11 protein-coding genes and 1 pseudogene are annotated in these 12,725 nt (G+C 63.2%); 3 read left to right on the plus strand and 9 right to left on the minus strand.

The window, feature by feature from the left end:
• Positions 1 to 92: 92 nt before the first annotated feature.
• From NH14_RS32945 to NH14_RS32955, 3 genes are all read right to left on the minus strand, one after another.
• Entirely contained in the window at positions 93 to 809 is a 717-nt protein-coding gene (locus NH14_RS32945) for a glutathione binding-like protein (protein WP_035534428.1), read from the minus strand.
• Positions 810 to 1,118: 309 nt separating this feature from the next.
• The gene (locus NH14_RS32950; RefSeq protein ID WP_035534429.1) at positions 1,119 to 1,907 is read right to left on the minus strand and encodes an oxepin-CoA hydrolase, alternative type; all 789 of its coding nucleotides are present in this window, start codon (positions 1,905 to 1,907) and stop codon (positions 1,119 to 1,121) included.
• Positions 1,904 to 3,466, minus strand: coding sequence for a 3-hydroxyacyl-CoA dehydrogenase (locus tag NH14_RS32955; RefSeq protein ID WP_035534432.1), 1,563 nt, complete (start codon positions 3,464 to 3,466; stop codon positions 1,904 to 1,906). Before NH14_RS32955 ends, NH14_RS32950 begins: the two co-directional genes overlap by 4 nt.
• A 108-nt stretch (positions 3,467 to 3,574) precedes the next feature.
• On the opposite strand from NH14_RS32955, the gene NH14_RS32960 reads away from it, so the two are divergent.
• Positions 3,575 to 4,216, plus strand: coding sequence for a glutathione S-transferase family protein (locus tag NH14_RS32960; protein ID WP_035534433.1), 642 nt, complete (start codon positions 3,575 to 3,577; stop codon positions 4,214 to 4,216).
• Between the two features lie 139 nt (positions 4,217 to 4,355).
• On the opposite strand, the gene NH14_RS32965 is transcribed toward NH14_RS32960, so the two are convergent.
• Together NH14_RS32965 and NH14_RS32970 are read right to left on the minus strand one after the other, a co-directional pair.
• Positions 4,356 to 5,549 (minus strand): pyridoxal phosphate-dependent aminotransferase, encoded by a 1,194-nt coding sequence (locus NH14_RS32965; RefSeq protein WP_035534434.1) that lies wholly within the window; start codon positions 5,547 to 5,549, stop codon positions 4,356 to 4,358.
• Between the two features lie 127 nt (positions 5,550 to 5,676).
• On the minus strand, positions 5,677 to 6,192 hold the full coding sequence (locus NH14_RS32970; RefSeq protein WP_052148597.1) for a putative toxin-antitoxin system toxin component, PIN family: 516 nt from the start codon (positions 6,190 to 6,192) through the stop codon (positions 5,677 to 5,679).
• 65 nt (positions 6,193 to 6,257) lie between these two features.
• Here NH14_RS32970 and yaaA point away from each other — a divergent pair, with 65 nt between their 5' ends.
• Together yaaA and NH14_RS32980 are read left to right on the plus strand one after the other, a co-directional pair.
• On the plus strand, positions 6,258 to 7,052 hold the full coding sequence (yaaA, locus tag NH14_RS32975) for a peroxide stress protein YaaA (protein WP_035534435.1): 795 nt from the start codon (positions 6,258 to 6,260) through the stop codon (positions 7,050 to 7,052).
• Positions 7,053 to 7,087: 35 nt separating this feature from the next.
• Positions 7,088 to 8,251 (plus strand): M14 family metallopeptidase, encoded by a 1,164-nt coding sequence (locus NH14_RS32980; RefSeq protein WP_035534436.1) that lies wholly within the window; start codon positions 7,088 to 7,090, stop codon positions 8,249 to 8,251.
• A gap of 109 nt (positions 8,252 to 8,360) precedes the next feature.
• Here NH14_RS32980 and NH14_RS32985 read toward each other — a convergent pair whose 3' ends face one another.
• The 4 genes and pseudogenes from NH14_RS32985 to NH14_RS33000 form a co-directional block, all read right to left on the minus strand.
• A complete protein-coding gene (locus tag NH14_RS32985) occupies positions 8,361 to 9,116 on the minus strand; it encodes a BspC domain-containing protein (protein ID WP_035534438.1) in 756 nt (251 codons plus the stop codon).
• Positions 9,117 to 9,286: 170 nt separating this feature from the next.
• Complete coding sequence (locus NH14_RS32990) at positions 9,287 to 9,961, minus strand: energy-coupling factor ABC transporter permease (RefSeq protein WP_035534445.1); 675 nt, start codon at positions 9,959 to 9,961, stop codon at positions 9,287 to 9,289.
• Positions 9,962 to 9,971: 10 nt separating this feature from the next.
• Positions 9,972 to 10,910 carry a helix-turn-helix transcriptional regulator gene (locus NH14_RS32995; RefSeq protein ID WP_084226003.1) on the minus strand — a complete coding sequence of 313 codons (939 nt, stop codon included), beginning with the start codon at positions 10,908 to 10,910 and terminating at the stop codon, positions 9,972 to 9,974.
• Positions 10,911 to 11,108: 198 nt separating this feature from the next.
• A pseudogene (locus NH14_RS33000) lies at positions 11,109 to 12,322 on the minus strand (DUF2863 family protein).
• Positions 12,323 to 12,725: the final 403 nt, after the last annotated feature.

The raw sequence follows: 12,725 nt of genomic DNA on the forward strand, positions 1-12,725 counted from the left end.
CGCGCTTTTATATTTGGCGCGCAGGCTGAATGCGAAAGGGGCGTCCGGCTGTGAGCCGGACGCCCCTTCTTCGTTCCATCAGGCGTCGATCATCAGGCAGCCTGCTTACTGTGTTTCGCGTACTGCGTCGCGCCGAACAGGACTTCTCGCGCCTTGTCGTCCGTGAGCGCCTTGCGGGCGTTCGCGAGCACTTGGACGCCGCGCTGGACCGCAGGGCGCGCCGCGATGGTCTCGTGCCAGCGCTTCACGTTGGGCAGCGCGTCGAGATCGATGCCCTGGTTTTGCCACGAGCGCGTCCACGGGAATGCGGCGATATCGGCGATGGTGTAATCGTCGCCAGCCAGATATTCGGATTTTTCCAGTTGCGCTTCCATCACGTTGTAGAGGCGTTTTGCCTCGTTCGTGTAGCGGTTCACAGCGTACTCGATCTTCTCGGGCGCATAGATGCGGAAGTGGTGCGCCTGGCCGAGCATGGGCCCGAGGCCGCCCATCTGGAACATCACCCATTGCAGCACGTCGTAGCGCGCCGCGAGATCTTCGGGCATGAACTTGCCGGTTTTCGCGGCCAGGTAGATCAGGATCGCGCCCGACTCGAACAGCGAGAACGGCTTGCCGTCGGCACGCACGGGGCCTTCTGAATCTGTGATCGCAGGGATTTTGTTGTTCGGGCTGATATCGAGGAACTCGGGCTTGAACTGGTCGCCGGCTCCAATATCGATGGGATGCACGCGATACTCGAGGCCGGTCTCCTCGAGCATGATATGGACTTTGTGGCCGTTGGGCGTGGCCCAGCTATAGACGTCGATCATCGTGGCTCCTTGGCACCTGGACGAAGGCGCCGCCAGACTCCCGCGGCGCGTGAACTGGCGCAAATTAGCATAGATCGGCGGCCCGCGCAGAGGGCGCATGAGCGCCCCTGCTGCGCTTGTGGGCTTGTATCGCGAGCGTGTCAGGAACGGCCCGATCGTCTACGAGCGCGTGATCGGCATCTCCACGAAGCACTACGTGCGGATCGAGTGCTGATCGAATGCCGATCGAATCGATCGGGTGCGAAGTCGCGCTAGCGCCATGTTCGTTTCCTTTCTCGTCGAAGCGTTACAGGAACGACGATGCGCTTGTCACTTATAGACCGGTTGCCGCTTTTCGAGGAACGCGGTGATGCCTTCGAGCCCGTCGCGGTGATGCAGCGAAGTCACGAAGCTCTCGCGTTCCGCAATGAGGTGATCGTCGAGCGATTGCATGTCCGCTGCGCCCGTCAGCCCCTTGATGCGCGTGACTGCGTTCGGCGAGATCTTCGCGAGATCGTCAGCCCAGGCGAGCGCCGTATCGAGCGCCTTCTGCGGTTTTGCGATGCGGTTCACGACGCCCAGGTCCGCGAGGCGCGATGCGCCGATCGGCTTGCCTTCGACCATCAACTCGAAGGCAAGCGCACGCGGCAGCGCGCGCGCGAGGAACCACGAGCCGCCGCCATCGGGCGTGAGGCCCACGCGCGAGTATGCCATGACGAATTTTGCGTCGTCGGCGGCGACCAGCAGATCGGCTGCGAGTGCCAGCGAGAAGCCCGCGCCCGCAGCCGCGCCTTCGACTGCGGCAATCACGAGCTTGCTCGACTGGCGCATGGCGGTGATCCATTGCGCGAGCATGTCGATGGCGGCGGCCTGCACGGAAGGATCCTTGGCGCGGTTTTCGAGCAGACGGTTCAGGTTGCCGCCCGCGCAAAAGAAGTTGTCGGCGCCCGTGAGGACGATCGCGCGTAGCGAGTTGTCGCGCTCGGCGGCGTCGAACGCTTCGATGGCGGCGGCGTACATGTCGGGATGCAGCGCGTTGCGCGCGCCTGGGTTCGATAGCGTCAGCACGAGCGTGGATTCATGGTCGTGCGGGCGAGTGCTGCGGAGTTCTGCGCTCATTGCGATGCCTTGTTTGTTGCGTTGATGTCTGCCGCGTCGGGCTGCGTGAGAGCAAGGCCGAGTTGTGCGCGACGCGCGAGCCATGGCGACGGGCGATAGCGCGGGTCGCCGAGCACGGCGTGAATGTTGTTCAGGATGGTGAGGATCGTGCGTGCGCCCAGTGCGTCGCCGAGTGCGAGCGGCCCGTGCGGATAGCCGAGCCCGAGCGTGACAGCCAGGTCGATATCGCGCGGCGACGCGATCTGCTTTTGTGCGATGTCGCAGCCGATGTTCACGATCGTAGCGACGATGCGCTGCGCGACGAAGCCCGTGGAATCGCGGATCACGGTGACCGGCACGCCGTCGGCGGCGAAGAGCGCGTGGCCCGCGTCGCGTGCGGCGCGCGTGGTGGCGGGCGTCGTCATCAGCGTGCGGCGCTTCGCGCCGGCGAGCGGGAACAGCGTGTCGATGGCGACGACGCGGCTCGCGTCGAGTTGTTCTTCGAGTGCGGCGGTGGTGGCGTCGAGCCCAAGCGGCGCGACCACGATGAGCGAGTCGGCACCAGGAGTGTCGCCTTCGTCGATGGCGACGCCCGCCTGAGCAGCAAGCGCGACCACGGCCTCGCGCGCGGCGGCATTGCTGCGGCTCACCCAGACGCTTGCGGGAAGCGCCGCGGGCGCGGCGGGTTCTTCCGGCACTTGCTGCTTGCCATCGATATAGCGATAGAAGCCTTCACCGCTCTTGCGGCCAACGAGTCCGCCCGCGAGACGCACGCCGGTGATGGGCGAGGGCGTGAACCGTGGCTCCTCGTAGAACTGGTGATAGATCGACTCCATCACGGGATGCGAGACATCGAGCGCGGTCAAGTCCAGCAGTTCGAACGGCCCGAGTCGAAAACCGGCCTGCTCCCGCATGATGCGGTCGACATCGGCGAAGCTGGCCACGCCTTCGCCGGCCACGCGCAAGCCTTCGGTGTTCATGCCGCGGCCCGCGTGATTGACGATGAAGCCCGGCATGTCCTTCGCTCGCACGGGCGTGTGGCCCATGCGGCTCGCGAGCGCCATGAGCGCGTCGCCGGCGGCGGGGTCGCTGCGCAGGCCGTCGATTACCTCGACCACCTTCATCAGCGGCACAGGGTTGAAGAAGTGATAGCCCGCAACGCGCGAGGGATCGCCGCAGGCGGCGGCGATCGCCGTGATCGACAGCGACGAGGTGTTCGAGGCGAGCAGGCATTTGCCGCTCACCACGGTTTCGAGTTCACGAAAGAGGACGCGTTTGGCGTCCAGGTTCTCGACGATCGCTTCGATCACGAGATCGCAGCCGGCAAGCCCGTCGATTGTGTTCACGCCCGTGACGCGCGCGAGCGCAGCGTTGGCATTGGTCTCGCTGAGCTTGCCTTTCGTGGCGAGTTTCGCGAAGGTGTCGGCGAGATACGCGCTCGCTGCGGCAACTGCTTGCGCATTGGTATCGTAGAGGCGCACCGCGAGGCCCGCCTGCGCGGCAATCTGGGCGATGCCGCGGCCCATTGCGCCGGTGCCGACGATGCCAATTGTCTCAATGTTGAAATGATGGGAAGTCATTGGAAGCCTGGCTCCATGATTGGCCTAAGATAGCACGGTCGTACAGTTCAACGAAAACGATTCAGCGGGTTCAAGACGGACGCCGCTGCCTGCAAGGAGGCAATGAGAATGATCAAGCTGCATGGTTTTGCGCTGTCGAACTACTACAACAAGGTCAAGTTCGCGATGCTCGAGTATGGCATTGCGTTCGAGGAAGTGACGGCGAAACTCCCGCTTTCCGAGGCGCAACTGGCGCAGTCGCCCATGGGCAAGGTGCCGTTCGTCGAGACCGAGCACGGTTTTCTGTGCGAGTCGGAAGTGATCGTCGAATATCTGGCGGCTTGCTATCCCGAGAAGCACATTTTCTCCGCCGACCCATGGAAAGCGGCAAAGGAGCGTGAGCTCATTGTCGTGATCGAGACGCATCTGGAACTCACGGTGCGCGAACTCTATGCCGAAGCGTTCTTCGGCGGGACGGTGAGCGCGGACGTCAAGGCCAGCGTCGAGAAGCGGCTGAATCGTTACATTCCCAGCTTCAAGCGGCTCGCGAAGTTCGCGCCGTATGTGGGCGGGGACCAGTTCGGGATCGTGGACATCGCGGCGTTCGCGAGCTTGCCGCTCGTCGCGATGGCGACGCAAAAGATTTACGGCCGTGACTTTGTTTCGGATGCAGGAGTCGACTGGAAATCGTACCTGAAGCTCGTGGGCGAGCGGCCTGCGGCCCAGCGCGTGGCCGCCGGGCGCAAGGCCTATATTGAGGCCAATGCATAAGCTTGGCGCCTGCATGGCATAGGTGGCCTGGCAGGCGTCATTGCGGCGCGATGCAGCGTGCGGGAATGTGCGCCGCGCCGCCTTGCGCGATGCTCGGGAACGCCTTGCCGTTCGCTGATGCATCGCGCGTTGCAGGTCGTCAGAGCCGCGCGAGGCGTTCGAGTGCGGTCGCGAGCGTGCTTTCTTGCTTGGCGAAACAAAAGCGCACGACGCCCGATTCGTGCGGCTCATGATAGAACGCCGACACCGGAATGGCGGCCACGCCAACCTCCGCCGTGAGCCACTTCGAAAATTCGGCTTCGGGCAAGTCGCTGATTGCCGAATAGTCCACGCACTGGAAGTACGTGCCCTGGCACGGCAGCAGCTTGAAGCGCGAATTCGCGAGGCCGGCGCGGAAGAAGTCGCGTTTCTTCTGATAGAAAGCGGGCAGTTCCAGATACGGTTTGGGATCGCGCAGATATTGCGCGAGACCGACCTGCATCGGCGTATTCACCGTGAACACATTGAACTGGTGCACCTTGCGGAATTCGGCGGCGAGCGGCGCCGGCGCCGCCACGTAGCCGACCTTCCATCCCGTCACGTGAAAAGTCTTGCCGAAGCTCGACACGATAAAGCTGCGCGCCGCGAGTTCCGGATAGCGCGCGACGCTTTCGTGCGGCTGGCCGTCATAAACCATGTGTTCGTAGACTTCGTCGGAGAGGATCAGCACATTGGTGCCGCGCACGATCTCTTCGAGCTTGCGCATGTCCTCGGCGCGCCACACCGTGCCCGTGGGATTGTGCGGCGTGTTGATGAGGATGAGGCGCGTCTTTGGCGTGATGGCAGCGGCGAGGCGGTCGAACGGAATCGCATAGTCGGGCGCTTCGAGCGTCACGAACACGGGCTTGCCGCCCGCCAGTTCGATCGACGGCAGGTAGCTGTCGTAGGTCGGTTCCACCACGATGACTTCGTCGCCGGGATGCACTGCGCACAGAATCGCCGTGAGCAGCGCCTGGGTGGCGCCCGCCGTCACGGTGATTTCGGTGTTGGCGTCGTAGCGATGGCCGTAGATATTCGCGATCTTCTGCGCGATGGCTTCTCGCAGCACGGACATGCCGGTCATCGGCGGATATTGATTGTGGCCGTCACGCATGGCCTGCGCGACTGCATCGACGATGCGCGAATCGCAGTCGAAATCGGGAAAGCCCTGGCCCAGGTTCACCGCGCCTTTTTCGGCGGCGAGCGCGCTCATCACCGTGAAGATCGTCGTGCCGACGTTGGGCAGGCGCGAGGGGAAAGAGGGCGAGAGCAGCGGGGTTTGCGACGGATCTTGCGAAGGATGCGATGCGTTCATGGCGCGGGCGGATGGAAGACGGTGGAACGGCAAAACTCGATTGTAGGCAAATCGGTCGGGCCGCTATCGGTCGGGCCGCGATCGGTCGAGTCACGAGCAGTCGGGGCGTGAGTTGCTGATTCGCTGGTCATACGCTGGCCCAGGCCGCCGAGGCTTCGGCGACAAAGGCATCAGGTGTGCCAATGCGAAAGCCGAAATCGCGCGCGATGCGCTTCGCGAGCTTGAGCACCGCGCGGTCTTTCGATACGAGCCACGCAGCGCCGCTGGCCCGCGCAAGCTCCAGGAACTTCTGGTCGTCGCGATCGCGGCATTGGGGTAGCGCACGGGCGTCGGCGGGCGGCGCCGGCGGCTCGATCTGCCGCACGAGCGTTGCCAGCGTGGCGAGCGCGGCCGCCTTATCCGTGCCGCGCCCCTGGAATTGCGGATAGTCGAGCACGTGCGCAAGCTCGGCATGGCAACGTGCGTCGATCAGCGCATCGAGCGCGCCACGTTCGAGCGCCGTGCGAATGGGGCGCGTATGCGGGTCGTCGAACACGAGAATGTCGAGCCACACATTCGAATCGAGCACCACGGCGAGTGCATTTTGCGCGCCGGTGGCGGGGGATGGGTCGGAGAAGCTGTCTGAGGGCGTAAAACCGGTCATTCGTGAATTCGCTACAATCGGGCTTTCGCCTTTGAACATCGGCACGCTCGTGCCTGCAAGCCTCTATGATAATCGTTCTGTCGCCGGCCAAATCGCTCGACTATGACACGCCAGCGCACATCGAAACCCACACCATCCCTGATTTTGTCGACGACGCAGCCGAGCTGATCGATGGCTTGCGCCGTCTTTCGCCGCAGCAGATCGGTTCGCTCATGAGCATCTCGGATCCGCTCGCCAGCCTGAACTTCCAGCGCTACGCCGACTGGTCGAAGCACTTTAGCGAGGCCAACGCGAAGCAGGCCGTGCTAGCGTTCAACGGCGACGTGTACGAAGGCTTCGACGCGAAATCGCTCACGCACGCCGATCTCGATTACGCCCAGCAGCACGTACGCGTGCTGTCCGGCCTGTACGGCGTGCTGCGTCCGCTCGATCTGCTGCAGCCTTATCGGCTGGAGATGGGCACACGCTTCGAAAATGCGCGCGGCAAGGACCTTTACGCGTTCTGGGGCGAGCGCATCACGCACGCGCTCAACGCGCAGTTCGAGCTCAACCAGAAAAAAGCGAAGAAAGGTGCGCGCGTGCTGGTGAACTGCGCATCGACCGAGTACTTCAAGGCCGTGAAGCCCAAGGCGCTCGCGGTGCCCATCATCACGCCGGTGTTTGAAGACTGGAAGGGCGGCCGCTACAAGATCATCAGCTTCCACGCGAAGCGCGCGCGCGGGCTGATGGCGCGCTACGCGGTCGAAAACCGCATCGCCGAGCCCGAGGCGCTCAAAGCCTTCGATATGGAAGGTTACGCATTCGATGCAGAGGCGTCGAACGATTCGACGTATGTGTTCCGCCGGCGTCTGGCCGATTAAGCGGCCGGATTGCCGACCCAGCGAAGGAAACAGACATGACGATTTCCATTTCCAGCCAGTTCGATGCGGGCGCGATTGAAGTGCTCTCGTGCGAGCAAGCCGACGATATCCGCCTGCGCGTGCGCGCCGACAGTCAATCGGATTTCGCGCAGTGGTTTTATTTCCGCCTCACGGGCGGGCGCGGCGAGCGTTGCGTGATGACGTTCGAGAACGGCTCGGCGTGCGCGTTTCCCGAAGGGTGGCGCGACTATCAGGCCGTGGCGAGCTATGACCGCGTGAACTGGTTCCGCGTGCCGACCTCGTACGACGGCACGGCATTCGTCATCGACCATACGCCCGAGTTCGACAGCATCTACTACGCGTACTTCGAGCCGTACAGCGAGGAGCGCCATTCCGAGTTTCTCGGCGCGCTCCAGCAGCTTCCGCACGCGACGCTGAGCGAACTCGGCCGGACGGTCGAGGGCAGACCGATGACGCTACTTTCGCTCGGCATGCCGGGCGACACCACGCCGGAGGGCAAGCCCAAGAAGACGGTCTGGATCATCGCTCGCCAGCATCCGGGCGAGGCGATGGCCGAATGGTTTGTCGAAGGGCTCGTGAAGCGTCTGGCGGGCTGGGGCGACTGGTCGGGCGATCCGGTCGCGCGCATGCTGCTCGAGCGCGTGATCTTCCATATCGTGCCGAACATGAATCCGGACGGCAGCGTGCACGGCAACCTGCGCACCAACGCGGCGGGCGCGAACCTGAACCGCGAATGGATGGAACCCGATGTGAAGCGCAGCCCCGAAGTGCTCGTCGTGCGCGATGCAATCGAGACAACCGGCTGCGATCTGTTCTTCGACATTCACGGCGACGAGACGCTGCCCTATGTGTTCGTGGCGGGTTCAGAAATGCTGCCTGGCTTCACCGAGCAGCAGCGCGTCGAGCAGGCCGCGTTCATCGAAGCGTTCAAGGTGGCGAGCCCGGACTTCCAGGACAAGCACGGCTACGAAGCAAGCCGCTATCGTGAAGATGCGCTCAAGCTCGCATCGAAGTACATCGGGCATCGCTACGGTTGCCTGTCGCTCACGCTTGAAATGCCGTTCAAGGACAACGCGAACCTGCCTGATGAGCGCGTGGGCTGGAACGGTGAACGTAGTGCCGCACTAGGCGCCGCTATGTTGCAAGCGATCTTGCAGCACGTCATCAAGTTCGCCTGACGCGAAGGCGCTTACCTTCGCGGGAAGCACCATGACAACGGGGGAAGCGGTGTGAGCCGCTTCCCCCGTTGTCATGGGCGGCGCATACCGTATGGGCAGCGCTGGGTCATCATTGCGTCGTCGACTTCTTTTTCGTGCCCGTTTTCCTGGCTGTCGACGTGGTGGTCGATTTCGTGGTCGACTTGCTGCTGCTTGTCGCGCTTTTTGTGCTCGTAGCCGGGGATTTGTGGCCCGATTTGCTCGAAGATGCCGCTTTCTTGCTCTTGCTGGTGGTCTTCTTCGACTTTGCGCTGTGCTTGCCGCTGGCGTGGGCCGCAGTGCCGCCTGCCGAGGCGCGGGACTCGCTGCGCGCGCGCAGTGGCGGTACGGGATCGTTCCAGCTGAATGCGAGAATCTGTTGGCCGATGTAGCCGCAGCGGAACTTCAGATCGTAGGGTCCGTGGCTGCTGTCTTTGGGAATGCCGATGCCATCGACGGTCACGATCGTGTCGACTTTCACGCGCTGCTTGCCTTCGTCGAACGCATCGTTCCAGGGCGTGACGGTAGAGTGTGCGCTGTCGAAAGAGCTGGGTGGAAACTCGACATGGTCGAGTGCGTCCGAAGTGCTGGCAATGAAGTTGCCGTGGGCTGCGCAGCTTGCGACCAGCGGGTCGGCATGCATCTGGGTCACGAAGGTATTCGCGAGATCGCTCTGCCGGCTGGCAAAATCTCCTGGTTGATCGATGGGGCCGGCTTGAATGGCCTGATTCTGATCGACCTGATCGGCCTGTGCGGGCAGCGTACAAACGAAGGTGAGACTCACGGCGCAGGCGGCCAGCCGGCCAATTACAGTCAGCAACTGGCGAGATGCGTTGTAGCGGTCCATCTGATTATTCTGGATATTCTGGATGAGGGTGGGACATCAGGCACCGTAAGATGCTGCGCTGCATGGATGAGTTCCGGATCCGGACAAATATTTCGCGGAGCCGGCTGGCGGAATAGTTTCCTGGCGTGGCTGCCGTGCATGCTGCGGCTTGTAGCCGCGGTGTGCCTGGGTCAGGTGCGCGGGCCGCCCAGCCGATAGCGCCGCACGTCGTAGGTCGTGACCCACGCGGGGCGATAGACAGCGATCAGTGCCGTGGCCATCCCCGTAAACCAGGCCTCGCCGGACGCGAGCAGGAATACGCTGAAGGCATAGCCTGCGGGCACAGTGAGCATCGAACTGCCGTTGAGCGCGACGTGGGTTCCCAGTGCCAGATAGGCTGCCGCCGAGACCGCGATGGCGGGCGAGACAAAACCCTGGCCGACGATGAACATGAAGAGATTGCGGGGCAGCCATGCAGTGCAGGCGCGCTGCATCAACGCAGAGACGGCTACAGGGAACGCGCCGAATACGAGGAAGGTGAGCGCGACGCCGTCCCAGGGCGTGTCGAAGATGACCGCGGCCAGCACAACGACCACCGCCATGGCGACGAGTGCGAGCCCCCAGTCGAACAGCGTGACCACGAGGGTGGCGCCGAGCAGATGCAGCACGGTGCCGTCCTCGAGCCAGGCATTGCTCGCCCACAGCACGGAAACCGCCACGATGATGGCAAGCCACACGTGCTGGAGCGTGGCGTCTTGCAGACGCTTGAACGGGTTGTTCCATAACGCGAGCGCGAGCAGACCCCCGGCTGCAATCCATGCACCGACGATGACCCACAACGGAAGCGGCGTATACAGGAACCCCATGTGCTTCATATTACTCGTTGGAACGCAAAAGGTGTGCGCAGCCGGGCGGCGTCTCCTGTTCTTCGTTGTTCAAGTTTGCTTCGGAGCGAGGCTCGAGCGAGGCTGGCGCCGCGTCGCCGTAAGGAACCCCCGGTTCCGCGGCTATCGGCAGGGCATCCTCACTGTCGTCTTGTCGCAACGGATAGCGGAAGGAGCGCTTGGCGCGCGCACGTAGCGGCACCGGGCCGGGTTCACCGTACGCAGGCTTGGGCGCGCTGTCCCGGCGTGTGCGCAGCACTTGCAGCTGATTTGCCAGCAAGCCGTTGTAGATCGCGACGGCCGCAGCGCGATTGGGGGCGCCGAGTTGCTGGAAGATGCTCGCCAGATGGACTTTGACGGTGCCCTCGCTAATGCCGAGCGCTCTGGCGATCATCTTGTTCGTGGCGCCCATGTGGACGCAGCGGAGGATCTGTTCCTGGCGCGGCGAAAGGCTTACCTTGAGGTGCGCCTTGGCCACATGCGCCGCGCTTTTGCCGGGGCGGCGCTGTGGCACTGGCCACGAGCCAGATGGACCGAACGAAGGACCGAAGATGTCGGCGGGCAGGTGGTCGCCGCCGAGCAGAATAAGCTCGAGCAGCTTGACGATCAGGATTGAGTCGGTGGTGCGCCTGATGATGCCGCGTGCGCCTTCGGAAAGTACCGCTCGAAGAGAGTGTGGTGGCTCGGAGCGGTCCACGAGCACTGCGACCGGTAGCGTCTGATGCCGGCTCGCGAAGTTGTGCAACTCGCCTGGACGGATACCGTCGTGCCAGTCGATCACCAGCAGGTTTGGTGTGAAGCGCTGCATCGCACGTTCGGCACTGCGCCAGTCCGGCGCGTCATTAAAGCGTGCGCGCCGGTCAATTTGTCGTAGCAGCGCCTTGAGCCCTTCGCGCCGTTCAGCGTCCGGATTGAATACCGCAAACCGCATAGCATAGCCCTCCTCTCGTAAATGGCCCCTCTCGAAATGTTGTGCAGCACATGCCCTGCACGCACTGCTTAAAACCGGGCCAACGGCACCATGATGACAAAAAGCTTGCGTCGCGGCGGCCTGTCCAGATGGCGTAGGACATAGGGCAAAAAAAAGCCCCGCATTCAGGCGGGGCAGCGTAGGAATATGTCGTGTTGCTTAGTGGAAATGTGGCTGAACGGGCTCAGCATCTTCCGGCATCTCGGCATGAACAATCTCACCGAGTGGGTCTGCGTACAGAGGCACGCCGCAGTCGTCGCAGTATTCCGGCTCGAAACGGCCGGCATGGCGGCGGATGTCGGTGATACCCGACTCCTTCAGCAGCGCGACGATCTCTTCGAGCGGACCGGTGCCGATATTTTCCTCGGACGGCTCTTCGTCGATGTCGGCATCGCCGTTCTCGCGGCCGTAGAGCGGCCAGACTACGCCGTACAGGACGTCGTTGCTGCCGCGCTTCGTGAATCCGACGCGGTATTCGTCGATCCGCCGTTCGCCAAAGCCGGCGACAACGGCGCGCAGGTCCTGGGCGCTTGCGTCGATCGTATCGAGCAGGTAGCGCACCGCGGTGCGGATGGTGTGGGACGAACGCGTTCGTCGGCGTCGCGGCAGGCCGAGTAGTAGGCGTCCGGCAGCAGGCATTCGAATTCGCAACCGGGCATCACGACAGCAAGATTGGCGCCGCCCTGCGTGGCCCATTGCTCGAGACACTGGCCACGCTCGATGCGCGAACCGTGCTCCTCTTCCTGCCAGCGGAACAACGGCGCGCCGACCGGCGCGGCAACCACGGCCAGCAGGAAGCGCGGGTCGGCGAGGATCGGTGAAGTCTCGGGCAATTCGCCCGCGCTGATCTTCGCTGCGGTGCCGTTCAGGGCAGCTTGCGAAAGCTGCTGTGCGAGGCGCCAGGTCTCGACGTGGTGGCGGGGCAACTGGTCGATGCTGTACAGATAGGGGGCCATCGCTACGCGCGTGCTGCTCGCTAGCACATGTGCCTGCAGGTGCGTCCGCAGTGCGTCCGAAGCATCCGATTTGAGCGGCCCCGACGGAATGACATAGCGGGTCCAGGCAAGGACGGGCGCCGCGACGAGCAGTGCTTCGTATTGTGTGCCGTCGTGCTCGATGAGAAACGATTCGCTGTGGGTCTCGGCCATATCGGCGAGCGCGCCATAGGCGTCGGGGTGATTCTGCTGAAGATGGTCGAGCGCGGCGTCGAGCGTAGTCTGGTTGCCGTTGCGCACGACCTTCGCGAGCAGCGTGTCGAGCTTGGCCTCCCAGAAGCGGTCTTCGGTGCGGCTGCCCGAGGCGAACAGGGCGAGCGACAGGCCGACGAGCTTGTCGGCATCGGGAGGAAGGCGTTTGGCGATTCGCGAGCGCATAAATCCGTGAGTTGGGGGGCAGAGAACCCCATATTCTAGTCTGTTCCGCGCAGGCCATCGGTTTGCCCTACAGAGAGGCTGGAGGCAAGGGTACGAGATGGGGCATTGCGCTTCGCCACAGGCGAGTGGAACGCGTTGCCGATATCGGTGGCTGCGACTCAAAAACCCCTTGCCAGATCGCATCCGCGTGACTAGAATTCCGCTCCTTCGCTAGCCGATGTATGCCAGCGAAGCCCGCCGCGAGAAACGGCGGGGGGCGGGAAAGTCTTCAGTTTTTAAACGGTGACGTTAAAAAAGATGTTGACGAAACGCCAGAGAGTCTGCATAATCTCGTTTCTCTGCTGCTGACGCAGCAACGCAGAAAGCGCCGGGTAGTTCGAAGTTGTTCCGGTGCCTTGTGCGA

This window comes from Paraburkholderia sacchari, from assembly GCF_000785435.2.
GTDB classification, from domain to species: Bacteria; Pseudomonadota; Gammaproteobacteria; order Burkholderiales; family Burkholderiaceae; genus Paraburkholderia; species Paraburkholderia sacchari.